The organism is Streptomyces sp. NPDC001858 (genome assembly GCF_053594615.1).
In genome coordinates this window covers 224,957-250,680 of the sequence record NZ_JBSFEV010000010.1, presented here as the reverse complement: position 1 = coordinate 250,680, position 25,724 = coordinate 224,957, and the positions used below count along the sequence as shown (strand labels likewise).

At 73.0% G+C, this 25,724-nt stretch carries 21 protein-coding genes and 1 pseudogene; 9 read left to right on the top strand and 13 right to left on the bottom strand.

What is annotated here, in order from left to right; genetic code table 11:
• Positions 1 to 5: 5 nt before the first annotated feature.
• The 8 genes from ACWCPF_RS17690 to aroF all read right to left on the bottom strand — a co-directional run bounded on the left by ACWCPF_RS17690 (position 6) and on the right by aroF (position 10,623).
• Entirely contained in the window at positions 6 to 1,268 is a 1,263-nt protein-coding gene (locus ACWCPF_RS17690; protein WP_451045928.1) for an MFS transporter, read from the bottom strand.
• Between the two features lie 943 nt (positions 1,269 to 2,211).
• On the bottom strand, positions 2,212 to 3,444 hold the full coding sequence (locus ACWCPF_RS17685) for an NAD(P)/FAD-dependent oxidoreductase (RefSeq protein ID WP_451045927.1): 1,233 nt from the start codon (positions 3,442 to 3,444) through the stop codon (positions 2,212 to 2,214).
• Complete coding sequence (larC, locus tag ACWCPF_RS17680; RefSeq protein WP_451045926.1) at positions 3,441 to 4,697, bottom strand: nickel pincer cofactor biosynthesis protein LarC; 1,257 nt, start codon at positions 4,695 to 4,697, stop codon at positions 3,441 to 3,443. The genes ACWCPF_RS17685 and larC overlap by 4 nt, the downstream gene beginning before the upstream one ends.
• Entirely contained in the window at positions 4,694 to 5,530 is an 837-nt protein-coding gene (larB, locus tag ACWCPF_RS17675) for a nickel pincer cofactor biosynthesis protein LarB (RefSeq protein WP_451045925.1), read from the bottom strand. The genes larC and larB overlap by 4 nt, the downstream gene beginning before the upstream one ends.
• Entirely contained in the window at positions 5,520 to 6,359 is an 840-nt protein-coding gene (larE, locus tag ACWCPF_RS17670) for an ATP-dependent sacrificial sulfur transferase LarE (RefSeq protein WP_451045924.1), read from the bottom strand. The genes larB and larE overlap by 11 nt, the downstream gene beginning before the upstream one ends.
• Before the next feature lie 485 nt (positions 6,360 to 6,844).
• A complete protein-coding gene (locus ACWCPF_RS17665) occupies positions 6,845 to 8,338 on the bottom strand; it encodes an isochorismate synthase (protein WP_451045923.1) in 1,494 nt (497 codons plus the stop codon).
• A gap of 2 nt (positions 8,339 to 8,340) precedes the next feature.
• Positions 8,341 to 9,516: a phenazine biosynthesis protein gene (locus tag ACWCPF_RS17660; protein WP_451045922.1), complete on the bottom strand. Its 1,176-nt coding sequence runs from the start codon at positions 9,514 to 9,516 to the stop codon at positions 8,341 to 8,343.
• 45 nt (positions 9,517 to 9,561) lie between these two features.
• Positions 9,562 to 10,623: a 3-deoxy-7-phosphoheptulonate synthase gene (gene aroF / locus ACWCPF_RS17655; protein WP_451045921.1), complete on the bottom strand. Its 1,062-nt coding sequence runs from the start codon at positions 10,621 to 10,623 to the stop codon at positions 9,562 to 9,564.
• A gap of 290 nt (positions 10,624 to 10,913) precedes the next feature.
• On the opposite strand from aroF, the gene ACWCPF_RS17650 reads away from it, so the two are divergent.
• The 7 genes from ACWCPF_RS17650 to hisC all read left to right on the top strand — a co-directional run bounded on the left by ACWCPF_RS17650 (position 10,914) and on the right by hisC (position 19,053).
• Entirely contained in the window at positions 10,914 to 11,579 is a 666-nt protein-coding gene (locus tag ACWCPF_RS17650; RefSeq protein WP_451045982.1) for a cyclase family protein, read from the top strand.
• 74 nt (positions 11,580 to 11,653) lie between these two features.
• Complete coding sequence (locus tag ACWCPF_RS17645) at positions 11,654 to 12,958, top strand: DUF362 domain-containing protein (RefSeq protein WP_451045920.1); 1,305 nt, start codon at positions 11,654 to 11,656, stop codon at positions 12,956 to 12,958.
• Between the two features lies 1 nt (position 12,959).
• Positions 12,960 to 14,327 carry an aldehyde dehydrogenase family protein gene (locus tag ACWCPF_RS17640; RefSeq protein WP_451045919.1) on the top strand — a complete coding sequence of 456 codons (1,368 nt, stop codon included), beginning with the start codon at positions 12,960 to 12,962 and terminating at the stop codon, positions 14,325 to 14,327.
• A 58-nt stretch (positions 14,328 to 14,385) separates the two neighbouring features.
• The gene (locus tag ACWCPF_RS17635) at positions 14,386 to 15,480 is read left to right on the top strand and encodes a hypothetical protein (protein WP_451045918.1); all 1,095 of its coding nucleotides are present in this window, start codon (positions 14,386 to 14,388) and stop codon (positions 15,478 to 15,480) included.
• Positions 15,477 to 16,739 (top strand): ATP-grasp domain-containing protein, encoded by a 1,263-nt coding sequence (locus ACWCPF_RS17630; RefSeq protein WP_451045917.1) that lies wholly within the window; start codon positions 15,477 to 15,479, stop codon positions 16,737 to 16,739. The genes ACWCPF_RS17635 and ACWCPF_RS17630 overlap by 4 nt, the downstream gene beginning before the upstream one ends.
• On the top strand, positions 16,736 to 17,974 hold the full coding sequence (locus ACWCPF_RS17625; protein ID WP_451045916.1) for an ATP-grasp domain-containing protein: 1,239 nt from the start codon (positions 16,736 to 16,738) through the stop codon (positions 17,972 to 17,974). Before ACWCPF_RS17630 ends, ACWCPF_RS17625 begins: the two co-directional genes overlap by 4 nt.
• Positions 17,971 to 19,053 (top strand): histidinol-phosphate transaminase, encoded by a 1,083-nt coding sequence (gene hisC / locus ACWCPF_RS17620; RefSeq protein WP_451045981.1) that lies wholly within the window; start codon positions 17,971 to 17,973, stop codon positions 19,051 to 19,053. Before ACWCPF_RS17625 ends, hisC begins: the two co-directional genes overlap by 4 nt.
• A 336-nt stretch (positions 19,054 to 19,389) precedes the next feature.
• Here hisC and ACWCPF_RS17615 read toward each other — a convergent pair whose 3' ends face one another.
• Entirely contained in the window at positions 19,390 to 19,932 is a 543-nt protein-coding gene (locus ACWCPF_RS17615) for a DoxX family membrane protein (RefSeq protein ID WP_451045915.1), read from the bottom strand.
• A gap of 141 nt (positions 19,933 to 20,073) precedes the next feature.
• On the opposite strand from ACWCPF_RS17615, the gene ACWCPF_RS17610 reads away from it, so the two are divergent.
• Positions 20,074 to 20,400, top strand: a complete 327-nt coding sequence (locus tag ACWCPF_RS17610; RefSeq protein WP_451045914.1) for a nuclear transport factor 2 family protein — start codon at positions 20,074 to 20,076, stop codon at positions 20,398 to 20,400.
• Between the two features lie 75 nt (positions 20,401 to 20,475).
• Here ACWCPF_RS17610 and ACWCPF_RS17605 read toward each other — a convergent pair whose 3' ends face one another.
• A complete protein-coding gene (locus tag ACWCPF_RS17605) occupies positions 20,476 to 21,171 on the bottom strand; it encodes an ABC transporter ATP-binding protein (protein WP_451045913.1) in 696 nt (231 codons plus the stop codon).
• Positions 21,172 to 21,216: 45 nt separating this feature from the next.
• Complete coding sequence (locus ACWCPF_RS17600) at positions 21,217 to 22,710, bottom strand: ABC transporter permease (RefSeq protein WP_451045912.1); 1,494 nt, start codon at positions 22,708 to 22,710, stop codon at positions 21,217 to 21,219.
• A 296-nt stretch (positions 22,711 to 23,006) separates the two neighbouring features.
• On the opposite strand from ACWCPF_RS17600, the gene ACWCPF_RS17595 reads away from it, so the two are divergent.
• Positions 23,007 to 24,206, top strand: coding sequence for a D-alanyl-D-alanine carboxypeptidase family protein (locus ACWCPF_RS17595; protein WP_451045911.1), 1,200 nt, complete (start codon positions 23,007 to 23,009; stop codon positions 24,204 to 24,206).
• A gap of 252 nt (positions 24,207 to 24,458) precedes the next feature.
• Here the strand turns inward: ACWCPF_RS17595 and ACWCPF_RS17590 are convergent.
• Together ACWCPF_RS17590 and ACWCPF_RS17585 are read right to left on the bottom strand one after the other, a co-directional pair.
• A pseudogene (locus ACWCPF_RS17590) lies at positions 24,459 to 24,581 on the bottom strand (3-oxoacyl-ACP reductase); the annotation flags it as partial.
• Between the two features lie 40 nt (positions 24,582 to 24,621).
• Positions 24,622 to 25,371 (bottom strand): hypothetical protein, encoded by a 750-nt coding sequence (locus tag ACWCPF_RS17585; RefSeq protein ID WP_451045910.1) that lies wholly within the window; start codon positions 25,369 to 25,371, stop codon positions 24,622 to 24,624.
• Positions 25,372 to 25,724: the final 353 nt, after the last annotated feature.

Sequence of the window (25,724 nt, the reverse complement as noted above, 5' to 3'; positions counted from 1 at the left end):
GGCGGTCAGGCCGCGGTGACCGGCTTGCTCGGGGCGGGGCGCGGGTAGCGGACGACGTCGTCGGGCAGCGAACGCTCCACGCGCATCATCAGCACCCCGCCCAGCAGCGCGGCCGCCGCCAGCAGCAGCCATGGCAGCCGGCCGTCGACGGTGAGGAGGGAGGTCAGCAGGCTGGGCGTGAGGGCGTAGGCCAGGGTCCAGGACAGCTGGAAGGCGGCCATGTAGCGGCCGCGCATCTCCGGCGGGGCGGCCGCCTGGGACAGCGCGCCCGAGGCCGGACTGTGCACCAGCTCGCCGGCGGTCATCACGAGCACGCACACGATCACCCCGGTCAGCGCCAGCGAGACGTGCTCCGGGCGGAACGTGCCGAGCGCGGCCTGCCCCAGGAAGGCGACCACGAACATCGCCGCCCCGCCGGCCGCGGCCCGGCTGCGGGTGCTGAACCTGGTCCGCACCAGCGCGCCGACCGGAACGCCGAGGGTGGCGCAGATGACCGTGTTGACGAGGAACGCGGTGCCGGTCAGACCCTCGGGCATGTGCAGCCAGTCGGTGCTGTAGATGGGCAGCAGCACGGTCAGGGAGGTGTAGCCCAGCGCCACCAGGAAGTTGGCGAAGACCAGCGTCACGAAGGGCCGGTCCCGGCCGACGAGCCGGTAGGAACCGGGGTTCTCCGCCCGCGCCTTGGCGCTCACCACGGGGCTCGGCGGGGTCCGCAGCGCGAGCAGCGCGGCCAGGAAGAAGCTGCCCGCGTTGACGAAGGCCGCGATGACATAGCCGGTGTCGCCGCCCACCGCGATCAGGACCGACGCGATCAGGGTGCCCGCGCCGAGCCCCGCGTTGCCGAGGCTGCGCTGCAGCGCCTGCATCCGGTCCCGGTCCGTGCCCTCGACGAGTTCGGCGATCCTCGCCTGCAGCACGGCCGGGAAGGCCCGGGTGCCGATCGCGGTCAGCAGCGCCAGCACGGCGAAGGTCGGCAGCTGTGCGGCGAGCGGGAAGCAGGCGAAGCTGGCGCCGCGCAGCAGGTACAGGAGCAGCTGCACTCTTCGGGCGCCGAACCGGTCCACGGCGACGCCGGCCACCGGCACCGCGCCGATGGCGATCAGCCCGGTGATGGTCAGCACCAGCCCGATCACCGGTAACGACAGCCCGGTGACGTGGTGGAAGAAGACCAGGCTGAACGGGACGTACAGACCGGAGCCGGTCGCGTCGATGGCAATGCCGGTGATGAGGGCCCGTTCACCCGGGAAATGGGGGCGAAGGAAAGACATGGGTCTCCAGAGGGGGCGTGTCAGGGGGCGTCCGCCGCACCGGACGTCCCGCGGGAACAGGCGTGATTCGCGGGCTTGGGACGTAGGCGTGGGTGTGGGACATGGGAGTCAGGGGGCGGGAGCGGATGCGTGGGTGAGGGCGGGCTGGTGGGGACGAGCCGCAGCACCCCGCACCGGCTCGGCCCGGGGCCGGGCTGGACGAGCGGCGGTCGGTCGAGGGCCGTGTGCCGCGGGGCGAGGGGCGTGGGCTGGGTGACGTGGGCTTCGGTCCGTGGCCGGTGGCCGGTGGCCGGTGGGCGCTGGTCGGTGGCCGGTGGCCGGTGGCCGGTGGCCGGTGGGCGCTGGTCGGTGGTCGGTGGTCGGTGGGCGTGGGCCGTGGGCTGTGGGTCGGAGTCGTGTGCCGGAGCCGTGGGCCGTGGGCTTCGGGCCGTGCGGCGGGGGCTGCGAGCTTCGGGCCGTGCGGTTGAGGCTTTGGGTGGCGGGTCGTGTGGACGAGGCTGCGGGCTGAGCGTCGGTGGCGGGCACTTCGGGCCGTGCGGCGGAGGCTGCGGCCTGCGGGGCGTGCGGTGGAGGCTGGGGCTTCGGGCTGGGCGGTGGAGGCTGGGGACTGCGGGCTGGGTGGCCGAGGCTGCGGCCTGCGAGCCGTGTTGCGGAGGCTGGGGCTTCGGGCCGGGCACCGGAGGCTGGCTGCAAGCCGTGCGGCGGAGGCTGCGGCCTGCGGGGCGTGCGGTGGAGGCTGGGGCTTCGGGCTGGGCGGTGGAGGCTGTGGACTGCGGGCCGGGTGGCCGAGGCTGCGGCCTGCGAGCCGTGTTGCGGAGGCTGGGGCTTCGGGCTGGGCGCCGGAGGCTGTGGGCTGCAAGCCGTGCGGTGGAGGCTGCGGTCTGCGCGCCGGGTGGCTGAGGCTGCGCGCTGCGGGCCGTGTTACGGAGCTGCTGGCGGTTGGTCATGGGTGGGGGACGCCATAGGACGGGGTGTTGTGGGGGTTGGGGGGCTGGGTGGTGTTGCGGAGTGGGACGTTCGGGTTGGGGAGCAGGGTGGCGTCGAGGGGGGCGCTGTCGGCGATCAGGCGGCGGCCCTGGACCATGTCGCGGGGGCGGTCGACGGTCAGGATGGCCTCCAGCCGGTCCCCGTCCAGCCAGAGGGCCGTCCAGCCGGCGCCGTCGGCGGAGGAGCGGAACACCATCCGGTCCGGCGCCGAGTGATGACCCGCGTACTGCACCGTCCGTCCGAACTGCTGCGACCAGAAGTACGGCGCCGGGTCGTAGACGGCGTCCCCGCCGAGCAGTGCGGCGGCCGCCACCTTGGGGGCGTTGAGCGCCGAGTCCCAGTGCTCGACCAGCAGCCGACGCCCGTAGCGGTGCGACCACCAGGCCGCGCAGTCGCCCACCGCCACCACCTCGGGCCGGGCCGTCCGCATCGAGCCGTCGACGACCACCCCGCGTTCCACGGCCAGCCCGGACCCGGCCAGCCAGCCGATCTCCGGCCGGACGCCGACCCCGACGACGACCGTGTCGGCCGGCACGAACCGGCCGTCGGCCAGCGTCACTCCGCCGTGGTCCACCGACGCGACCCGCACGCCGCAGTGCAGCTCGACGCCCGCCTCCGCGTACCAGGCGGCCGTCAGCGCGCCGATCTCCGGGCCGACCACCTCGGCGAGCGGGGTGTCCGCGGACTCCAGCACCGTCACCCGGCAGCCCTTCGCGGCCGCCACGGTCGCCACCTCGGCGCCGATCCAGCCGGCCCCGACGACCACGACCCGCGCGCCCTCGTGCAGCGCGGCCCGGACCACCCGCGCGTCGTCCAGGCTGCGGACGACGTGCTGCGGGCCCTCGCCGGGCAACCGGACCGGCGTCGCCCCCGTCGCGATCACCAGCGCGTCGAACTCCAGGGCGCCGGTCGCCGTCCGGACGACGCCGCCGGGCCGGCTGTCGTGCAGCCGCAGCCCCTCGGCCCGCATCCCGAGCCGCAGCCGGCAGCCGAGCCGGGCCCAGTCGGCGGGCAGGGTCGGGTCGTCGGCGTCGCCCGCGAGGACCTCTTTCGTCAACGGCGGCCGGTCGTACGGCTCGTGGGGCTCGGCCCCGAGCAGGGTCAGCTCGCCCTCGTACCCCTGGGCCCGCAGCGCCTCCACGGCGCTCAGGCCCGCGAGCCCGCCGCCGACCACGATCACATGCCTCATCGGCCGGCCGCCCTCTTGTCGTCCTCCGCGCAGCGCTCGGACAGGTCCTCGTCCTGCGTCAGGCCCTCGGCCGCGGCGATCGACCGCGCCAGCGCCGTCTTCAGCGGGACGCCGAGCTGCCGCGCCGCGTCGGCCACGTCCTCGTACTCCGGCTGGACGTTGACGACGTGCCCCCGCAGCCGGGCGATCTTGACCCGGACCGGGACGCCGTCCACGTCGGCCTTCCTCGTCTCGCGCGCCAACTCGCGCTTGCTCACCGGGTGTTCGCGGGTGCCGATGGTGGACGTCTCGCGGACCATCGACTCCCGTACGGCCGGGAGGGACGCCGGTGCGCACAGGACGGAGAGCGTGTGGGCGGGCCGTCCCTTCTTCATCAGGATGGGAGTGAGCCAGGCGTCGGACGCCCCCAGCGCCAGCAAGCGGGCCAGGACCTGGGGCCAGAGCCGTGGGTCGAGGTCGTCGACGTTCGCCTCGACGACCACGGCCTCGGTCGGCGGCTCCGCCTCGGCCGGCGATTCCTGCGGGACGGTGCCCAGGACCACCCGCACCACGTTCGCCACGTCGGGAAGGTCGCGGGTGCCGGCCCCGACCCCGGTGCCGCGTACGTGCAGCCGGGGCATTCCGCCCCAGGCCGAGCAGAGCGAGAGGACGAGCGCCGCGCCGGTCGGGGTGCACATCTCGTAGGGGAATTGGCCGGATTCGGCCGGTGCGCCGTGGTCGGCCAGCAGCCGCAGTACGGCCGGGGCGGGCACCGACAGTTCGCCGTGCGCGGCCCGGGTGCGGCCGTTGCCCAGCACGAGCGGGGTCGCCGTCGCCGTGGCGACGCCCAGGTCGTGGAAAGCCGCGCACACGCCGACGACGTCGGCTATCGCGTCGAGCGCGCCCACCTCGTGGAAGTGGACCTCCTCGGCGGCCACCCCGTGCACCGCGGCCTCGGCCCGCGCGAGCGACGCGAAGACGGACTGCGCCCGGTCCCGTACGGGTGCGGGGAGCGAGGCCTGCGCCAGCAGCGCGCGGATCGACCGCCAGGTGCGGTGCGGTGGGTCCGCGACGGTGTCGACGTGCGCCTTCGTGGCCGCGAGGCCGCAGCGGCGGACGCGCTCCACCCGGAGCCGGACACTGCCGGGCGCGACGGCCTCGACGGCGTCGCGGACCACCGTCAGCGACGCTCCGGCGTCGAGCAGCGCGCCCAGGAGCATGTCCCCGGCGGCGCCCGCCGAACAGTCGAACCAGGCGTGCGTCGGCGCGCTCATGTAGCCGCCCCGACCGGCAGACCGGAGTCCGCGCATGCCGTTCGCCTCGCGCGGCGGTCGCGGCGGGTGATCCGCGCCGCCGCGACCGCCGCGCCGAAGCCGTTGTCGATGTTGCACACCAGCACGCCGGGACCGCAGGAGTTGAGCATGGTGAGCAGGGGTGCGACGCCGCCGAAGGAAGCGCCGTAGCCGACGCTGGTCGGCACCGCGAGCACGGGGCTGCCGACCAGCCCGGCCACCACGCTCGGCAGCGCGCCGTCCATGCCGGCGACGACGATCAGGCAGTCCGCGTCGTCGAGTTCGTCCCGTACGGCGAGGAGTCGGTGCAGGCCGGCCACGCCGACGTCCCGCACGACGGCCGTCGCACAGCCGAACTCGGCTGCCACGAAGGCCGCTTCCCGGGCCACCGGCTCGTCCGACGTGCCCGCCGAGACGACCAGCACGCGGCCCTCGCGCTCCGGTGTCTCGCCGCCCACGGCGGCGCACCGGGCCTCCCGGTCGACGCGCGCGGCCGGGAACGCGGCGGCGACCGCGTCCAGGGAGGCGTCGGGCAGCCGGGTCGCCAGGACGGAACGGTCGCCCGGCTGCCGGGCCAGCTCGGTCAGCAGGGCGACCGTCTGCCCGGCCGTCTTCCCGGCCCCGTAGACCACTTCGGGGTCGCCCGTGCGCAGGGCGCGGTGCGTGTCCAGACGGGCGAACCCGAGATCCTTGACGCCGCTTCCGCCGGCGCCGTCCGCGAGCGGGCCCCGCACGAGGGTGCGCAGGGCCTCCTCGGCGGTCTCCGTGCCCGCGGACACGCGCTGCAACAGGGCGCGGACTTCGTCACGATCCATGGCTGGGCAGCTCCCCGGGTCCGTTGGTGTCGTTGTCGTGGGTTTCATTCAGGGAGCCCGAGCGGAATCCGCGCGGGTCCACCTCGACGGAGGCGAACCCGGTCCGCCGGACCGCGTCCAGGGCCTCCGGGCAGGCCGCGACCTCGGGGACGGCCGACCGGTCGACATGGATCAGCGCGCTGTCGCCGAGGTCGCGCACGCGCAGGTCGTAGCTGTCGATCCCGGTGCGGCGCAGCGCCTCGCGCAGTGCCTGCTCGGCGGCGTCGACCCGGGCCAGGCGCTCCCGGGTGATGGTCAGGCCGTAGGCGACCCGGCTGGACAGACAGGGCGAGGCGGGTTTGTCCCAGGTCGGCAGGGACCAGGCCCGGCCGGCCGCCCGGACCTGGGACTTGGTCAGGCCGGCGTCGGCCAGCGGGGTGACGGCGCCGTGGCCGGCGGCGGCCTGGATGCCGGGCCGGAACCGGTCGGCCAGGTCGTCGGCGTTGGTGCCGGTCGCGACATGGGCGAGGCCGCGCGCGGCGGCCAGCGCCAGCAGCCGCCGGACCAGTTCGTCCTTGCAGAACCAGCAGCGGGCCCGGGAGTTCTCGCGATACCCGGCGCTCTCCAGCTCGTGGGTGGCCACGAAGACGTGCTCCGCGCCGAGCTGCCGTGTGATGTCGCGGACGGCGCTCCGCTCCCGCTGCGACAGGCTCGCGGAGTCGCCCGTGGCGGCGAGCACCCGCCCAGGCCCGAGCGCCCGCACTGCCGCGGACAGCAGCAACGAGGAGTCCACCCCACCGGAAAACGCCACGACAACCGACCCCAACTCGACAAGCCGCCCCCGCAACACCTCAAGCCGAGCCCCAAGCCCGCCACCCCCGCCAAGCGGGTCGGGCGAACTCGCCTGCGGTTCGGCAGCGCCCTGAGGGGGCGCGGGGAACTGCGCGACCGGCCACGACGGCGCCGCATCCGGACGACGGCACATCGCGGCACTTCCAGCGGAGCGTGCAGCGAAGAGCTCCTGGCCTGGGGCGGGCTCCTCGCCGGGGGCAGGTTCCACGCTAGGCGGGTGGGGCGAAGTCGGCGGCGGTGCGGCAGCGCCCTGAAGGGGCGCGGGGAACTGCGCGACCGGCCACGACGGCGCCGCAGCCGAACGACGGCCCATTGCGGCACGTTCAACGGAGCGCGGTGGGAAGAGCTCCTGGCCCGGGGCGGGCACCTCGCTGGGGGCGGGCACCTCGCCCGGGGGAAGCACCCCGCCGGGGGCGAGCCCCTCGTGCCGGGGCGTCGGGCCGGCCGTGGGTGCTGATGTGGTGGAGGTCGGTGGCATCGGGGTCACTCGATTCCGAGGGCGGACATCATGGGGCGCAACTTCGCGCAGGTCTCCGCGTACTCGGCCTCGGGGTCGGAGTCGGCGACCAGGCCGCAGCCCGCGTAGAGGGAGGCGGAGGGACCGTCGAGCAGGGCGGAGCGGATGGCGACCGCGAACTGGCCCTGGCCGGCGGTGTCGGCCCAGCCGACCACGCCCGCGTACCAGCTGCGGTCGAGGCCCTCGTGGTCGGCGAGCCAGCGCAGCGCCTCCTCGCGGGGATGGCCGCCGAGGGCCGGCGTCGGATGAAGCCGCTCGACGAAGTCGAGGATGCCCGCCGTCGAGTCCCGGGCCAGCTCGCCGCGGACCTTCGTCGACAGATGCTGGACGTTGGCGAGCCTGACCACGCGGGGCGGGGTCTCGGCCGTGACGTCGGCGCAGGACGCGCCCAGCGCGGCGCGGAGCATCCGGACGACGACGTCGTGCTCGTGCCGGATCTTGGCGCTGTCGACCAACTCGCGTTCCAGGACCGCGTCCTGCTCCGGAGTCGTCCCGCGAGGAACCGTGCCGGCCAGGCCCAGCGCTTGGACCGTGCGGTCGGCGACCCGGACGAGGTACTCGGGCGTCGCGCCGAGGAAGGTGTACTCCTCGTGGTCGACCGCGAAGAGCGTCGTGCCGGGGTTCGCGCCGCGCAGCCGGTCCACCGCGGCCGGCACGTCGAAGGGGGCGGAGGCGGCGACCCGTACCTCACGGGCGAGCACGACCTTCTCGAACTCGCCCGCCTGCATCCGGTCGGTGGCCCGGCGGACCAGCCGCTTCCAGTCGTCGGCGGAGGGCAGTTCTGTGGTGTCGCAGGTGCGCAGAGAGGTCTCGTGCGGGCTGCGGGCGTCCGGCTCCGGGGCCAGGCACAGGTCGGCGAGGTGCAGCAGGCCGCCCGCCACCTGCTCGGGGTCGCTGTCGTGCAACAGCACCGCGTTCAGGCGGAGTTCGGCCGCGACGGGCCGGTGCTCGGCGCCGGCGGCGGGGACCGCGCTGCGGATCTGCAGCGCGGGCACCCACATCAGCGCGTCGGGCAGCCGCCCCATCTCGTAAGGGCTCTCGGGCCGGAAGGAGAAGCCGCCGATCGCCAGCGGACCGGCGCCGGACGGGAGTCCGGGCACGGCGACGCCGCCGGTGACCAGATCGCGGACGAGGCCGAGCCAGCCCGCCCGGACCGAGGCGATACGGCGCTCGCCGCGACCGCGCAGATCGCGGGCGGACCCCAGCGCGAGGACCGAGCCGCCGTCCCACGGCGACTGCCACAGGAACGAGCGCTGCGTGCTGCGCCGGGCCCGGCTCCAGACCGCGACGGGGTCGGCGAGCTCCAGCGGCCTGGCCCAGCTGGCCAGGACCGGACGGTGCAGCCGGCGGGCCTCGGCGAGCGCCCGTGCGCAGGTGGCGACCAGGCTGCCGAGGTCGGCGCGGCCGAGCCGCTCGACCGGGACCGGGACCGGCACCGTGGGCGCGGAGATCGACGGCATGCTCAGTACACCCCTTCCACCGCGGCCGGGCCGCCCTGGGCGACGAGCGGCCGCACCTCGGCCAGTCCGTCCTGCGGGTACGCCGACGTCGGCTCGACGCGGATCACGGAGTCGCGCTCCAGCGTCCACGGCAGCAGCAGGTCCCGGGAGACCAGGCTGACCCGGGCCTGGCCGCGCTCGCCGTACCCGACCGGCGTCACGCCGTCCTCGGGGTCGACGACCTGCACCCGGCTGAAGGGGTGGTACGGCACGAACACGCAGGGGTGGGCGTCCTGTTCGCCGTCGGTCCGCCGCCGGGCGCTCCTCGGGCGCTGCGGGGCGATGCCCATCATCGTGTTCCCGTACAGCCCGACCAGGGCGGCCTGCGGGAACACCTCCTCCTCGAGGACGCGCAGGGTCTCGGGGCTGACGCTGGTGCCCGCCCAGACGATCCCGCGCACCTTGCGCCGCACGAGGTCCAGCAGCCGTTCGTCGGCGGCCACGGCCTCCAGCACCGGCGGGGTCGCGAACAGCACCGACACCGGCTGGGTCGCCAGCACGTCCCGCGCCTGCGCCAGGATGTGCTGCACATAGCGGCCCGCCTCCTCCCCGCGCCCCTGCTTCACACAGGCCTTGACCCAGCGCGGGTCGAAGTCGATGAAGTGGCAGAAGGTGCGCCGCAGTTGGGCCAGCAGGCCGACCGAGCGGCCCACGATGTGCGGGCCGGTCGGGCCGAGGTGCAGCCACTGCCCCTCGCCCTCGCCGGGCACCCCGTGCGCGGCGAGGACCTCGCTCACCCAGCGCACCCCGCCGCGCCGGGACGTCGACTCCACGATGCGCTTGGGCCGTCCGGTGGTGCCGCCGCTGTCGAACACCTGGAAGTCCCAGGCGTCCTGGTTCCGGCTCGCACCGGCCGGGACGAGGGCGTCCACGGGTATGTCCCGCCATTCCTCGCTGACGTCCGGGAAGCGGGCGAGGTCCGCCCAGGTGTTCACGTCGGTCAGCGGATCGAAGTCCAGCTCCGCGGCCCGCTTCAGCCAGTAAGGGGAGCCGGTGGCCGGGGAGAAATGCCAGCGCATCGCCGCGGGAACGAATTCCGCTTCGGAGACGAGACCGGAGTCGAGACCGAAGACGCGGCCGGAGTCGAGACCGGAAGTGAGGTCGGTGGTGAACGGGTGATCGGCTGCGGAGTGCGCCATGTTCTCTCCAGAAAGGGGCGGTTCGGCCGTGGGCGGTTGCTCGGTTCAGACCTCGGCCAGGGAATGAGAATGCGAACGCGGTGTCGAAAGCGTCCGTTCCACGGCCTCCACGACCGGCTTCAACCGGCGCATGAGGGTGGTGAACTGCTCCTCGTCGAGCGCCTGTGCGCCGTCGCATTTCGCGTTCTCGGCGTCGGTGTGCACATCGATGATCAGACCGTCGGCGCCGCAGGAAGCCGCGGCCAGGGACATCGGTCCGACGAGGTGCGGATGTCCGGTGCTGTGGCTCGGGTCGACTATGACCGGCAAATGCGTGAGCCTTTTCGCCACGGCCACCGCGCCCAGATCCAGCGTGAATCGAGTGCTCCGGTCATAACTGCGAATTCCGCGCTCGCACAGCACGATGTCGCTGTTTCCCATGTGCATGATGTATTCGGCCGCGAGCAGCCATTCCTCGACCGTGGCGGACATTCCCCGCTTGAGCAGCACCGGCCGCCCGGATTCCCCGGCCGCGCGCAGCAGATCGAAGTTCTGCATGTTCCGCGTGCCGATCTGGAGCATGTCGCTCTCCTCGGCGACCACCTCCACATCGCCCGGGGTGACGACCTCCGTGACCACCGGCAGCCCGGTGCGCCGACGCTGTTCGGCGAGCAGCGCCAGGCCGGCGACGCCCAGCCCCTGGAAGCTGTACGGCGAGGTCCGGGGCTTGAACGCGCCGCCGCGCAGCACGACCGCGCCGGCCGCCACCACCGCGTCCGCCACGGCGTCCATCTGCTTCTCGCCCTCGACCGCGCAGGGGCCGGCGATCACCACGAACTCCGGCCCGCCGAACACGGCTTCGCCGGCCGGCCCGACCTTCACCAGGGTGTCCTCCTCGCGGAACACCCGACTCGTGAGGCGCTGCGCGCCGGGGACGATGACCACCCGGTCGACGCCGGGTGAATTCTCGACGGCCGCCGCGAGTTCCGGTGTGCCGCTTTCCTCGGTGATGAGGATCGTGGTATCCGCCGTCGTGGTGGTCACCGGGTCCGGACCGTGGTCCCGGATAATGTCGATGACGACTTCCAGCTGTTCGCGGGTGGCCCGCGGACGCATTGCCACGATCATGTAGCACCTTCCAGGTGGGCTGTCGTGCGGGAAATTCCACCGGTCCGCTCCTCGAATGCGAGCGGTTTCCGTTGCATGGCCCGCCGATGTGCTGGTGCGGACTCGTCCACTGAAACGACCTTCGCCGGAAGGCTAGCCATGATCGGAGGAGGGAAGCACGTGAGTGGCAGGATAATGACAAGATCATCGACTTTCATTGCCGCGCACCGACCGCCGATGCTCTGATGACCGAGCCGCCTCCGCCCAGCGGTGAGCGTCCCGCCGGTCGAGCAATGGAGCAGATCGTGAAGATGATTGATATCAGCCAGGGTTGGCACGAGGGCATGCCCTCCTATGACGCCCCCTGGTATCCGGACTTCGGAATCCGGAAGGCCATGTCTCCGGAAACCGACCCGGCCGGCGTGGGCCGGACCTTCTCGGATCTCCGGATATTCCCGCACAACGGTTCGCATGTGGAGTCGGGCTACCACTTCTACGCGGACCGCGAGAAGATCGACGAGGTCCCGCTGGAGACGTTCGTGGGCCGCGCCTGCGTCGCCGACCTCTCCGACAAGCGCGACCTCGACCCGGTGACGGGCGAGGACCTCGAGAAGGCGCTGCGCGACGTCTGGCGGCCCGGCGACCGGCTGCTGGTGCGCACCGACCACCCCAACCGCTATCTGGGCCGCGACGACTACTGGGACAAGCCGCCCTACCTCACGCTGTCCGCCGCCGAGTGGATGGTGGACAACGGCGCCCGTCTCGTCGGCATGGACTGCATCACCGAACGCCCCGACGACCGCAGCGGCCAGGTCCATCTGCGCCTGCTGGGCGCCGGCATCCCGCTGCTGGAGAACATCCAGAACCTGGACCGGATCTCCCGCCCGGTCGTCCAGCTGATGGCCCTGCCGATCAAGATCACCGGCGTCGAGGCCGCCCCCGTCCGCGCCGTCGTCTTCGAGGGCTGGCCGGTCTGATCTCCCGTCCGACGGTTCCAGGACCCCCATCGGACGGAGCGTCAGATGGGGGTCCTGGTGGAGGAGTTGTTGTCATGAGAGCCCTGCCGGTCGCCGGGGAAGCCGGCCCCACGCCCGTCGCCCTCGCCGCAGTCGGTCCGGCCGCCGTCGATCCGACCGCAGTCGGCCCCGCCACTGCTGCCGCTACTGCTACTGCTACTGCTGCCGCTGCCGCCGCGGCGGTCGACAGCGCGGTGGAAGAAGTGCTGGACCTGCTCGGCGACCCGCTGCGGGACGTCGGCAAGGGCGACCGCGTCGTCGTCAAGCCCAACATGTTCCAGCGCAAACCGGGCTTCCGCACCAGCCCCGAGCTGCTGCTCGCGCTGGCCCGCAGGGCGTCCGCGCGCGGCGCCGAGGTCTTCGTCGCCGAACGCACCCACGTGCTCAAGGAGATCCTCGACGGCCATCCCCTCCACCGCTACGCGCAGATCGTCAGCTTCGACGACCGGCCGCTGCGCATCGTGCAGATACCGGGCGCCACCTCGCTGCGCGTGCCGATCGCCGTCCCCGACCTCGTCGTGGACTGCGACTACTTCATCGGCGCCCCCCAACTGCGCACCCACTCCAGCGTGGTCCTCACCAACGCCATGAAGAACCTGGTCGGCCTGCTCCCCGGCTTCACCACGCGCATCGTGCACATGGCCGGGGTCGAGGAGGCCCTCGTCGACCTCAACCTGCTGCGCCCGCAACACCTCGTGGTCTGTGACGCCCTCACCGTCATCGAGGGCAACTACCCGATGGCGGGCGAGGTCCGCGAGGTCGGTCTGGTCGCGGCCTCGCGCAACGCCGTCGCCCTCGACGTCACGATGGCCGCCGTCGCCGGCGTCGAGCCCTGGGAACTGGCCTACCTCCGGGACTCCCACCGGCGCGGCATGGGCCCGGCCGACCTCGACGGCGTCGAGGTCAGGGGAGCCCGGGTCGAGGACGTCGCGTTCACGCTCCGGCGCGCCCCCGTCGACCTGACGCCCCCGCGCGAGGGCATCCATGTGCACGCCGACACCGCCTGCGACGACTGCCGCCGCTGGCTGGCCGCCGCCATGAACCTGCTGCACGACGAACTCATGCACCACCCGGGCGAGTTGACGATCGTCTCCGGACCCGTGGCCCGGCTGCCCGAGCTGCGCGGCACGGTCGTCCTGGTCGGCAACGCCCTGTACGAGCACCGAGAGGCCGGCGTGTTCCTGGAGGGCTGCCCGCCGCGGGCGATCCAGACCGCCGGACTGCGCTACGCGATGGGCCGTCCCGTCACGGAGCAGGAGCGCACCCAGTTCCGCGTGCCGTCCCGGGACGCGGACCACACCGGACGGGCGTCCTGGCCCGCACCCGAGGAGCTGGTCTGACATGCCGTCGTCCCCCTGCCCGACCTCCCTGCCCTCGATACCCGTGCTGCGCGGCGGCGAGCGGCGCACCTCGCGGGACACCCGTGTGCTGCACGGCGTGGACGGCGCCCCGCTCGCCACCGTCCACGAGGCCCCCGCCCTGGTCACCCGGCTCACCGCCCGCGCCATGCGCGAGGCGCCCCGCACGCCCCGCGAGGAGCGGCTGACCGTCCTCGCCGCGGCGGGGCGGCTGTTCGCCGAGGCCACCCTCGCCGGCCAGAGCCCCGAGGAGTACTGCCGGGCGCAGGCCCTCGCCTCCGGCGTCCCCGTCCGCGTGGCCCGCCGCACCCTCGCCCGGGTGCGGGGCGACGCCGCGCTGCTCGGCGAGGTCGTCGGCCGCCAGGCCCCCGTCGGCACCGGCCGCACCGCCCGCTGGGCCCGCCGCGGCCGGGTCCTCGGCGTGGTCGCGCCGAGCAACCACCCCGGCACCCACGGCGCATGGCTGCAGGCCCTCGCCCTGGGCTACCGGGTCGCCGTACGGCCCGGCGCCCGCGACCCGTTCACCCCGCTGCGGCTGGTCGAGGCGCTGCTCGCGGCCGGACTGCATCCCGACTGGATCAGCCTGCTGCCCGGCGCGCACGACACCGCCGACGCCCTGGTCGGCGCGGCCGACCTGGCCCTCGTCTACGGCAGCGAGTCCACCGTGGCCCGCCACCGCGGCAACGACCGCGTCCTGGTCCGCGGCCCCGGCCGCAGCAAGATCCTCCTGGACGGCCCCGTGGACGACGAGACCCTGGACCACCTCGTGACGGAGATCGCCTCCGACGGCGGCGTGCGCTGCACCAACACCACCGCGGTCCTCACCTCCGGCGACCCCAGGGCGCTCGCCGAGGCGCTGGCCGAACGGCTGGCCCGGCTGCCCGCACACCCCGTCACCGACGACGCGGCGGTCCTGCCGGTCCGCCCCCTGAAGGAGGCGCGGGCCCTGCGCGACACCCTCGACCGGGCCGCACAGGGCGCGAGGGACCTCAGCGCCCGCCACCACGCGGGCGAGCCGCTGGCCGTCCTCGACGAGCACGCGGCCGCCCTGCGGCCCGCCGTGCTGTGCGTGGACGCCTGGGACCACCCCGGCCTGCGCACCGAACTGCCCTTCCCCTGCGTCTGGGTGGCGCCCTGGCGGCCGTCCGACGGAGTGGCCCCGCTCGCCGACTCACTCGCGCTGACCCTCCTCACCGACGACGCCGAACTCGTCGGCGAGGCCCTGGACACGCCCGGCATCCGCACCGTCCTGCACGGCCGCGTCCGCGACTGGTGGACCGACCCCCACCTGCCGCACGACGGCTACCTCGGCCAGTTCCTCAAGGAAGCCCGCGGATTCGCCGCGCCCTGACCCCGGCCCGAGCCGGCCGCCCCACCCATCGCCCCTGACATCTTTCGAGGTGAGTCACGTGTCTGCCGCCTGCCCCGACATCCCGATCGTGGTGCTGCCCGAGAACAACCTCGTCCGGGCCCGCACCCGTCCCCCCGCCGCCGTGGAGAGCGCGCTGAAGGAGGCGACCGCCGCGCTCACGCGCCTGCACGGCGCACTGCTCCACCCCAAGGGCGCGGGCGAAGCCCTCGCCGCCGCGCAGGACGAAGCGGTCGACCAGTGCGGCCGGCTCGCCGTCGAGGCCGCCGTCCCGCCGCTGAAGGCCGTCGACTCCCTCCCGCCGATCGTCCCCAACCACGCCTACTTCGGCGTCCGGACGGCGCCGATCGACGACGCCCGGCTCGTCTCCGAGGTGACGACGATCATCGCGCGGACCCTCGTCGACCTGCGCGAAGCCCGTCTCGACCTGAACGACCGAGCCGCCGAGGTCCGCGCCATGCGCCACCTCCTGGAGGGCCTGGCCCCCGACGACGGCGCGCCCGCCCCGCAGCAGGGCGCGCGGGCGATGCCGTACGTGCCGGGCAAGGACGAGCTGACCCGGTGGATCGTCACCCACCACTTCTACTTCGTCCTCAACCTCGCGGCGGCCGACGCGGTCTCCCGCGCGATCACCGCCCTCTCGAACGGCGACCGCGACGGCGACCGCCCAGCCGCGACCGCCGCACTGCGCGAAGCCGTCGTGTACGTACGCGGGTTCACCGCCGCGATGATGCACTCCGGCGACATGTCGGCGCCCTGCTACGACGCCGAGGTCCGGCCCACCATGGCGCCCCCCGCCGTGCCGGTCGCGCTCACCGGCCGCACCCAGCCCGAGCACCGCGCCTACCGCAAGGCGATGCGAGCCCTCGTCCGGGCCTGCCCCGAACCCTTCGCCGAACTCGCCGCCGCAAACTCCGAGTTGGCCCGCGCCCGGGACGCCCTGCTGGAGGCCGACCTGCTCGACATCGAGCGGCACGTCATCGTCACCGCCGCGCTGGTCGGCGACGACTCCTCGATCGTCCAGGACCACGACTCCGCCGAGAGCGCGATCGCCACGCTGCGCACCATGCGGCACACCCGGGCCGAGACCTACCGCGACCTGATGCGGTTCGGCGACCCGGTGAGGCCGTCTTGAGCACGGTCGTCATCGTCGACGCATACGCGAGCGCACGCTGTCTCGCCCCGCTGTTCCGCGCCCGGGGCGTCCCTTGCGTCCATGTGCAGAGCACGCCCGAGATCCCCGAGGCGTACGCGGCGAGCTACCGGCCGGCCGACTTCACCGCCCACCTCGTCCACCGCGGGGACGTCTCCGACACCGTCGCCGCCGTCGCCGAGCACGCCCCCGTCGCCCTCCTCGCGGGCGTGGAACGCGCGGTCCTGCTCGCCGACGCGATCGGCGAGAAGCTCGGCCTGCCCGCCAACGGCACCCTGCTGAGCCGGGCCCGCCGGGACAAGCACCTGATGATCGAGACGGTCCGGGCGGCCGGCGTCCCGGCCGTCGACCAGATCCTCGCCCGCGACCTCGACACCCTCCTCGACTGGTACGCCCGCAGCGGCGGCGGCCGAGCCGTCCTCAAGCCGGTCAGCAGCGCGGGCAGCGACGGCGTCCACTTCTGCAACGACGCCGACCAGGTCCGCGCCGCCTACCACGCACTGATCGGCACCGACAGCGCCCTCGGCCAGCGCAACCACGACGTGCTCGCCCAGGAGTACCTCGTCGGCAGCGAGTACATCGTGAACACCGTCAGCCGGGACGGCCGTCACCACGTCTGCGACGTCTGGAAGATGCACCACCTCGGCGCCAACGGCGTCCAGGACCTGCCCGCCGGCGCCGAACTGCTCCCGGCGTGCGGCCCCGAACAGGACCCGCTGATCGAGCACACCCTCCGGGTCCTCGACGCCCTCGGCATCCGCAACGGCCCCGCCCACACCGAGCTGAAACTCACCCCGCACGGCCCCCGGCTGGTCGAGACCGGCGCCCGCGTCTGCGGTGCCGACGTGCACGTGCCCACCGCGGCCGCCCTCGGCGAGAGCCAACTCGACTGGACGGTCGACGCCTGCGTCGACCCCGAACGGTTCCTCGCCCGCTGCGCGACCCCCTACGAGGTGCTCCGGCACGCCCGCATCGTCAACATGGTCTCGCCCGCCGCCGGCACCCTCGCCGGCTACCCGAAGCTGCCCGAACTCCGCGCCCTGGAAAGCTTCCACGACGTCCTGTACCGGGTGCGCCCCGGCGCCGCGATCGCCCGCTCCGTCGACGACTGGACGTTCCCGCTGCGCGTCTACCTGCTCCACGAGACCGCCAGCACCGTGGCCCGCGACGCGCTGACGGTGCGTTGGCTGGACGGCCCGGGCTTCTACGACATCCGCCTCCCGGAAGGAGACGTCCGTTGACCGCGGACCGCACCATGCTGCTCATCGGCGGCACGGACACCCACATCGAGCGGGCCGCCGCACTCGGCCTGCGCCTCGTCCTGTTCCAGCACCCGGAGAAGATCAACTCCTTCCAGACCGGGCTGGTGGACGCCCTTCTCGTGCTCGACTACACCGAGTGGGACACGGTCCGCCCGCTGGCCGAGGCCGCCCGCGAGGTCTGGGGCTTCGACACCGTCGTCTCCCTCACCGAGGGCGGTCTGGACACCGCCGCCCGCCTCACCGACCTGTTCGGCTTCGCCGGCACCTCCTACGAGGTCAGCAGGCGGCTGCGGGACAAGTGGACGATGCGCGAGCACCTCGCCGCCCGGGGCAGCCGGCTCACCGTCCCCAGCGAACGGGTCGGCGACCGCGCCTCGCTCGACGCCTTCGGCGATCGCGTCGGCTACCCGTTCATCGTCAAACCGACCGACACCACCGCCGGCTTCGGCCTCGTCCGGGTCGACGGCCCCGCCCAACTGCCCGTCGTCTGGGAGCGGTTGGAGGCCCTGCGCGGCACCCGCACCGACCGCGTCACGACGCTGTTCACGGTCACCGAGTTCCTGATGGAGGCCTACGCGGACGGCCCCGAGTTCAGCGTCGAGGCGTTCAGCTTCGCCGGCCGCCATGTCGCCGTCGCCGTCACCGAGAAACTCGTCGACGAGACGCACTTCGCCGAACTCGGCCACGCCCTGCCGGCCCGCGTCCCACCCGGCGACCGGGCCGAGATCGTCGCCGCCGCGACCGAGTTCCTCACGGTCGTGGGCCTCACCGACGGCCCGAGCCACACCGAGATCCGGCTCGGCAGCCGCGGCCCGGTGGTGATCGAGTCCCACAACCGGGTCGGCGGCGACTACATCGGCGAGCTGGTCCGGGCTGCCTACGGCATCGACCTCGCCGCGCTGGGCGTCGGCTGGCCGGTACGCATGGTCGACGAACTCCCCGACGACCCGCAGCCGTTGGCGGCCTCCTGCGTCCGCTTCGTGGTGCGCGACCCCGGCACGGTGACGGAGGTGAAGGGCGTCGACGAGGTCGCGGCCCGCCCCGAGGTCCTCACCGCGCGGGTCTCCGTCCGCCCGGGGGACACCGTCCGCCCGCTGCGCGACAACTGGGACCGGCTCGGCTTCGTCGCCGTCCGGGCCGCCGACACCGACACGGCCGTCCGCCTGTGCGAGCGCCTGGCGACCGACGACATCCGCATCGAGACCACCCCCTGAATCCCTCACCGGAAGGAGCATCGGTGTTCCGCTCCGTGCTCGACGCGATCGCCGGCTACCGGCCGAGCAGCCCCGTACGCTCGCCCGACGGCCGCTCCTACCCGCTCGCCGCCAACGAGTCCGCCGACGAGCCGCTGCCCGCAGTGGTCCGGGCGATCGCCGAGGCGGCAAGGACCGTGAACCGCTACCCCGACAACAGCTGCGCCGAGCTGATCGCCGGGATATCCGGCGCCTTCGGCCTGCCCGAGGACGGCATCGCCGTCGGCTGCGGCTCGGTCGCCGTCACCCAGATGCTGCTGGCGGCCGTCGCGGAGCCCGGCGCCGAAGTGCTGTACGCCCGGCGGTCCTTCGAGGCCTACCCGCTGCTGACCGGCTTCACCGGCGCGACGGCCGTGGAGGTCCCGCTCAAGGACGGCGTCCACGACCTCGACGCGATGGCCGACGCCCTCACCGACCGCACCCGACTGGTCTTCGTCTGCAACCCGAACAACCCGACCGGCACCGTCGTCGGACGGGCCGCCCTGGACGCCTTCCTCGACCGCGTCCCCGCCGACTGCCTGGTCGTGCTCGACGAGGCCTACCGCGAGTACGTGCGCGACCCGGACACCCCCGACGGCCTGACCCTGCTCGCCGGACGGCCGAACCTCGTCGTCCTGCGCACCCTCTCCAAGGCGTACGGTCTGGCCGGCCTGCGCGTCGGCTTCGCGGCCGGACGCCCCGAGGTGATCGCGGCCGTCCGCAAGGCCTACCTGCCCTTCAGCGTGAACGGCGTCGCCCAGGCCGCGGCCGTGGCCGCCCTGCGCGCGAAGGACGAGCTGCTGGCCCGGGTGGAGGACACGGTGAAGGAACGCGACCGGGTGCGCGCGATGCTGACAGCCCGGGGCTGGACGGTCCCGGTCAGCGAGGCCAACTTCCTGTGGCTGCCCCTCGGCGCCCGCTCCGTCCCCCTCGCCGAACACCTCGCCCCGGCGGGCGTGGCGGTCCGTCCCTACGCGGACGACGGCGTACGCCTGTCGATCGGCTCGCCCGAGGAGAACGACGCATTCCTGACGGCCACCACCGACTTCTCACCGATCTGAGCGGATCGGGCGAAGTCATCGGGCGGTCCGGCAGCGCCCTTCAGGGGCGCGAGGAACCGCGCGCCCAGCCACGACGGCGCCGCAGCAGAACGACGGCACATCGCAGCGCCTCCAGCGGGCGGTTCGGCAGCGCCCTGAAGGGGCGCGGGGAACTGCGCGCCCAGCCACGACGGCGCCGCGGCGCAACGACGACGGATCGCGGCACCTCCAGCGGGCGGTTCGGCAGCGCCCTGAAGGGGCGCGGGGAACTGCGCGCCCGGCCACGACGGCGCCGCGGCGCAACGACGACGGATCGCGGCACCTCCAGCGGAGCGCCTAGCGCCTAGCGCCTGGCGGCTAGTCGAACAGCACCTCCTGTTCGCCCTCCTCCCGCCTGCGCAGCCGCCGGCTGCGCAGCCCCACGACCACCGCCGTGACCGCCGCCGTCACGCCGAGCGCCGCCGGGACCATCCAGCCGCGGTCGACCCGGTGGCCGAGGGCGTGGTCGAGGGAGAGCCGGCCGGGGCCGGCGATCGCGAGGCCCGCGGCGGACAGGCCCAGCGAGGCCGCGTGCTCGTAGCCGCCGCTGGCCGCGAAGAACCCGTTCGGGGCGTGCACCGAGGACGCGCCGGCCATCGCGCCGGCCGCCGCCGCGCCCGCCGCCGGAGTCGCCAGGCCCAGCGCCAGCAGCAGGCCTCCGCCGGCCTCCGCCAGCCCCGACGCCGTCGCACTGGCCTTGCCGGGCTCGTAGCCGATCGACTCCATGTACTGGCCGCTGTTCTCCAGGCCGGGCCCGCCGAACCAGCCGAACAGCTTCTGCGTGCCGTGTGCCGCCAGCACTCCGCCGGTGCCCAGCCGGAGCAGCAGCAGTCCGACATCGCGTCGGTCGTAACAGGTCACGGTGACTCCCTGAGCAGAGACGGCGGAAACACGGCACCACACCCCCACGGGTCTCCACCGTCGCACCGTCCACACCCGACCGGCCCGTCCTGGACGCCGTTCGGGTGGCGGGGCCCGGGCGGCGATGTGAGTCTGGCCAGCATGACGATTCAGACCGCCAAACTCAGCGATCCGGCCGTCCGGGCCTTCGTCACCGCCGTCAACGCCCATGACCGCGAGGCCTTCCTGGCGCTCCTCGCGCCCGGCGCGACCATGGCGGACGACGGCTCCGACCGCGACCTCGACGAGTGGATCGACCGGGAGATCTTCTCCTCGCACGGCCACATGGACGTCGACAACGAGTCCCGCGGCGGACGCGCCCTGGTCGCCCGGTACAGCAATGACACCTGGGGCGAGATGCGCACCAGGTGGAGCTTCACGGTCGAGGACGACGGCCGCATCTCCCGCTTCGAGACCGGCCAGGCGTAGGCGACAGGCGACGACGAAAGGGGCCGCGCACCGCCGGGGGCAGGCGGTGCACGGCCCTTCGCGGACGCCCTCGGCTCACCAGGAGGAGCGGGCGACCGCCTGTTCCGTCAGCGTGATCTGGCCGGCCTTGATCGTGGCCAGGCGCGGGGAGCGGCGGGCGATCGACGAGTCGTGGGTGACCATGATGAACGTCAGCCCGTACTCGTGCCACAGACCTTCCAGCAGGGCCATGATCTCGTCGCGCATGCCCTCGTCGAGGTTGCCGGTGGGCTCGTCCGCGAGCAGCACCTTCGGCTTCTTGACCAGCGCGCGGGCGATCGCGACGCGCTGCTGCTGGCCGCCGGACAGCTCGGACGGCGCATGCTTCAGCCGCTCGCCGAGACCGACCGAGCGCAGCGCCTCCGCCGCCCGCTCGCGCCGCTCCGCCGCCTTCACGCCGAGCGGGACGAGCGCCGTCTCGACGTTCTCCTGTGCGGTCAGCGTCGGGATGAGGTTGAACGACTGGAAGATGATGCCGATCTTTTCGGCGCGCAGCCGGGTCAGCTTGGCCTCGCTGATGCGCGCGAGGTCGACGCCGTCCAGCTCGACGCTGCCCTCGGTGGGCCGGTCGAGGCCGCCGATCATCTGCAGCAGCGTGGACTTGCCGCCGCCGGTGGGGCCCTGGATGACGAGCTGGTCGCCGTCCGCGATCGTGAGGTCGACGCCGCGCAGCGCCTCGACCGTCTCCTTGCCCCGCGTATAGCGCTTGGTGACGCCGGTGAGGTTGTACATGGATGCTCCGGGTTTTTCGTCAGGCGTGAGGTGGGTGAGGGCGGGTCAGGAGACGCTGCGCAGGGCGTCCGCCGGGCGCATCCGGGAGGCGCGCCAGCCGCCCATCGCGCCGGCGATCAGACCGCCGGCGACCGCGAGGCCCACCGCGAGCGCGATCGTGGTGAGGGAGACGGGGGCCGACAGGGCGATCTCCATCGTGTTCGACGCGGACTGTCCGCCCGGACCGCCGCCCCCGCCTGGGCCGCCGCCCATGCCGCCTCCGCCGCCACCGCCGCCGGTGTTGCCGAGCTCCGCCGTCAGCTTCGGGCTGATCGCGGTGACCGCGTACGCGGCCGCCAGGCCGATGCCGATGCCGAGGGCGCCGCCGAGCAGACCGTTGACCATGGACTCGCCGACGACCTGCCGGGTGACCCGGCGGCTCGGCCAGCCGAGCGCCTTGAGGGTGCCGAACTCACGCACCCGGCGGGACACGGCCGAGGAGGTGAGCAGCGCGGCCACCAGGAACGCGGCGACGAGCACCGCGATCGACAGCCACTTGCCGACGCTGGTCGCCAGGTTGGAGGCGGTGGACAGGGAGCCGGAGACCGTCTCGGCCAGGTCGGCGGAGGTGGTGACCGTCGTACCGGAGATGTTCTTCGTGATCGTCGCCTTGACGGTGTCGATCTGCTTCGAGTCGGTCGCCTTGACGTAGATCGTGGTGACCTGGTTCGCCGCGTCGGCGAGGGTCTGCGCCTGCTTCAGCGGCAGGTAGACGTCCGTGGTGGACTCGCTGCTGTCGGGCGTGGCGATCCCGATGATCTTGTAGCTGATGCTGGAGATCTTCAGCGTCGAGCCGACCTTGTACGAGTTCTCCTTGGCGTACGCCGCGCTGACGACCGCGACCTTGCCGTCGGTCTGCGCCGAGGTGAAGGTCACCCCCGAGGTGATCTTCGAGGTCGCGAGCGGGCCGAGGTCCTGGTTGGTGACGTCGACGCCGGCCACCGAGTACGAGTTGACGTCGAACGAGGCGCCGCCGCCCTGCACCTGGGGCGCCGCGGTGGAGCCGCCGCCGTTGCCGCCGCCCGGGCCGCCGCCCTGACCGCTGCCGCTGTTGCCGGTCGTGCTCTCCGCCTTGCCCTGGGTGAAGGAGCCGTCGACCTTGGTGACGTTCAGGGTGAGGGCGCCGACCGCGGCCGACACGCCCTTCTGCCCGGCGACCTTCGTCACCAGCGTGGCCGCGAGGGCCTGACCTCCCTGCGTCATCACCCGGTCGGAGCTCTGCTCCGTGTCCTCGTCGTCCTCGCCCCTGGCGTCGAACTCGAATCTGCCGCCGCCGCCCGCGGAGGCGTTGTCCGTGGGCGCCGTGCGGGCCTTGGTGACGGTCATGTCGGTGCCGAGCCCGTACAGCGACTGCAGAACCTTGTCCTGAGCCTGTGTCATACCGGCCGACACCGAGTTCACGGTGATGACCAGAGCGATTCCGAGCGCCAGACCCAGTGCGATGACCAGGGCCGCCTTCTTGCGCCGGCCCAGTTCGCGCTTGAGATAGATGCCAAACATCCCGTTCCTCGAAGGTTCTTGGCGCCCGCTGTGGGCGCTGCCACAAACTAGGGAGGAACCTTTGAGTCGCCCTGAGTAAAGGATGTGTAAGGACTGAGAATGCGGAGTGCCGGATCAAAATTCCCTGAGACAGCTGATTCCTAGGCTGCGGAGGGCGTTTTCCCAGGTGGCAGGGGTTGAGTGGCCGGTTCGGCAGTAATGCCGGAAGCGATGTCGGAAGGGGTGTCGGAAGGGATGCCGGAAGGGATGTAGGCGGCGATTTCCTGTTTCGCTGAACTCCCTTGTACGGTCCCGCAGTGCACGCATTCTCGCGCCTCTCAGCCCGCCCGACCCGGCGCTCCTTGCTGGCCATCGCGGCCACCACCCCCCTCGCCGCCGGCGCCCTCGCCGCGGCCCCGGACGCCGCCGCGTCCGACGTGGCGGTCGGCGGCGCGCGGCTCGTGGCCGACGGCGTCCAGGTGAACGGGGGCGCCGCGCTGCCGAAGAAGCTCACCGCCCGGGCTTGGGTGCTCGCCGACCAGGACAGCGGGGAGGTGCTCGCCTCCTACCGTGCGCATCTGCGCGTCGCGCCCGCCTCCACGCTGAAGATGCTGTTCGCGGACACCCTGCTGGGCAGCTTCGAGCGCACCGAGCGCTACACCGTGACCGACGCCGACCTGGCCGGCATCCCGTCCGGCTCCTCCCTCGTCGGCGTCAAGGCGGGCGTCACCTACACCGTCGAGCAGTTGTGGCAGGGCGTGTTCCTGCGCTCGGGCAACGACGCCGTGCAGGTGCTCGCCCGGATGAACGGCGGGGTCGCGAAGACGGTCGCCCAGATGCAGGCCAGGGCGGTCGACCTCCAGGCGCTGGACACCCGCGTCGTCAGCCCCGACGGCTATGACCACGAGGGCCAGTCGTCCTCCGCCTACGACCTCGCGCTGTTCGCCCGGCACGGTCTGAAGAACGCCGACTTCCGCGCCTACTGCGGCACGAAGACCGCCCGCTTCCCGGCCGGGGGCACGAAGACCTTCGCGATCGAGAACACCGACCGGCTGCTGACGGGCACCTACGGGGTGACGCCGTACCCGGGCATGATCGGCGTGAAGAACGGCTACACCAGCAACGCCGGCAACACCTTCACGGGTGCCGCGACCCGCGCCGGCCGCACGCTCGTCGTGGTCGTGCTGCATCCGAAGAGCGGCCACAACGCCGTCTACGAGGAGACGGCCGCGCTGCTCGACTGGGGCTTCGCACAAGGGAGTTCGGCGCGGCCGGTGGGCACGCTGGTGGAGGCGTTGAGTGAGGGCGGGACGAAGGCGACGTCCTCGGGGAAGGCCCCGGCGGCCGGGGCGCAGGGTGAGCCGGCGGGCGGCGGCGCGGGCGGCTGGGGGGTGCTCGGCGGGGCCGCGGGAGTGGTCGCCCTGGTCATGGGCGGCGCGTACGCGCTCCGCAGACGTCGCACACGTGAAGCAGCTGAAGTGCCTGAGGCGCCGGCCCCGGAGAGTGCTCGGGACTGATGGTGCGGCAGCCGTCCCGCGACGCCGGTGCTTTCCTCGCGGTCCCTTGCGAGGTCCACCCCCACCCGTGTCGCGGGACGGCTGCCCTTCCCCCCTCGGTATGGCCTGTGGCCGTTCGCCGACCGTTCCTTGCGGAACTGTCGTGCCTCAAGTGTGAAGTTCTCGTGTAGAAGAGTTGAGCATAAGTCCGCTACCGGCGGCAATGGTGCGGACGACGAAACTCCGCTTGTGCAGGTTGAGAACCCGCTGGCGTCAGCCGCGCCCCACGTACGGCATCGTCGTCGCCGGCACCGTCGCGAACTGGATGTTCGCCTCCAGCGGCAGCCCCGCCATGTGCCGCACCGTGCACGCCACATCGGCGACGTCCATCACCGCCCCGAGCCCAGCTGGGATCGGGGCGGCGGCGGTCCCGGTCTCACCCCGTGAGTTTCTCCGGGTCCATGACCTCGCCCGGCGGCGGGGGCGTGACGGTCACAGGCGCGTTGAACGCCGAGAAATCGATTGTGCCGGGCTCCTCGCCGCCTTCGTGCGTCATCCTCAGCGCGTAGGGCTCTCCCTTCGCGGCTACGAGGAGGGTCAGGGTCGCGGCGCCGTCCTTCCCTGTGAGCGTCACGGCGGGCGTGCCGTTGACCTCGGTGTCCGCCCCCCTGGTGAGCTGGCTGTCCTCCTCGTCCTTCTCGAACATCGTGGCGACGTCGCAGAAGGGGAACTTGTCGTCCGCCTTTGCGTCCTCCGCCGACATCTTGAACCAGCGCCCCTTGAGCATCTCGGTGATGGCGGCGGTCTCCTCGGGCGACGTGCCGTCCTCGCTTCCCATCTGCTGCCAGAACTTCTCGTCACCCTTCATGTAGCTGACGCCACTGACCTCACGGACGTCGGCGGACGCTCCCCCGGTGGTGAAGGTCCCCTGACAGTCGCCCGTGCTGGCAACCGAGAAATCGACAATCATACGCTCACCGTCGGTGGTTATGTCACCCTTGACCTTGAACGAATCCAGCTTCACCATCGCCACGCGGGCCTTTTCGGAGATCTGGGCCGGCGTCAGCCCCTCGAAGGGATCCGCCGGCTTCGTGGGTGACGGCGTGGCGGAGACGGCGTCGCCTGCCTCCTTGGCGGCAGGCTTCTTGTCATCTCCGCATGCGGTGAGCGTCACCACCGCCGTCACACACAGAGCTGCCGTAACCACCAGAGTGCGATTTCGCATCCTTATTTCCCCTCAACAAGTCCGTTCACCGATCCGACTCGGGGTCTGCACAAAGGGATGCGACGACCATCCCGTGACCTCGCTCACATCTGCCCCGTCTGGCTTCGCCTCGACGGGGCCGCGTGAACATCTGAAGTCGCCCTGTGAAAACTGGGGTTGACGCCGCGCGTCCAAGACGGCCGGCGTTCACAACGCTTGGCGCACGGCCGTCATGGTGCTCGGTCACGCCCGCTGGAGTGGTGTGTCGACGGCCGTGTGGTGATCTCGGTTGGGTGCGGATCTTTTGAGGGTGTCCGGCACGAGTGTGACCTGCG

What these genes read in the sequence shown, in the direction of transcription:
- ACWCPF_RS17650 (WP_451045982.1), top strand. Translation starts at nt 10,914, where the DNA reads ATGATTGATATCAGCCAGGGTTGGCACGAGGGCATGCCCTCCTATGAC.
- ACWCPF_RS17640 (WP_451045919.1), top strand. Translation starts at nt 12,960, where the DNA reads ATGCCGTCGTCCCCCTGCCCGACCTCCCTGCCCTCGATACCCGTGCTG.
- ACWCPF_RS17685 (WP_451045927.1), bottom strand. Translation starts at nt 3,444, where the DNA reads ATGAGGCATGTGATCGTGGTCGGCGGCGGGCTCGCGGGCCTGAGCGCC.
- ACWCPF_RS17690 (WP_451045928.1), bottom strand. Translation starts at nt 1,268, where the DNA reads ATGTCTTTCCTTCGCCCCCATTTCCCGGGTGAACGGGCCCTCATCACC.
- ACWCPF_RS17610 (WP_451045914.1), top strand. Translation starts at nt 20,074, where the DNA reads ATGACGATTCAGACCGCCAAACTCAGCGATCCGGCCGTCCGGGCCTTC.
- ACWCPF_RS17665 (WP_451045923.1), bottom strand. Translation starts at nt 8,338, where the DNA reads ATGCCGTCGATCTCCGCGCCCACGGTGCCGGTCCCGGTCCCGGTCGAG.
- ACWCPF_RS17605 (WP_451045913.1), bottom strand. Translation starts at nt 21,171, where the DNA reads ATGTACAACCTCACCGGCGTCACCAAGCGCTATACGCGGGGCAAGGAG.
- ACWCPF_RS17600 (WP_451045912.1), bottom strand. Translation starts at nt 22,710, where the DNA reads ATGTTTGGCATCTATCTCAAGCGCGAACTGGGCCGGCGCAAGAAGGCG.
- aroF (WP_451045921.1), bottom strand. Translation starts at nt 10,623, where the DNA reads ATGATCGTGGCAATGCGTCCGCGGGCCACCCGCGAACAGCTGGAAGTC.
- ACWCPF_RS17645 (WP_451045920.1), top strand. Translation starts at nt 11,654, where the DNA reads ATGAGAGCCCTGCCGGTCGCCGGGGAAGCCGGCCCCACGCCCGTCGCC.
- larC (WP_451045926.1), bottom strand. Translation starts at nt 4,697, where the DNA reads ATGAGCGCGCCGACGCACGCCTGGTTCGACTGTTCGGCGGGCGCCGCC.
- larB (WP_451045925.1), bottom strand. Translation starts at nt 5,530, where the DNA reads ATGGATCGTGACGAAGTCCGCGCCCTGTTGCAGCGCGTGTCCGCGGGC.
- ACWCPF_RS17660 (WP_451045922.1), bottom strand. Translation starts at nt 9,516, where the DNA reads ATGGCGCACTCCGCAGCCGATCACCCGTTCACCACCGACCTCACTTCC.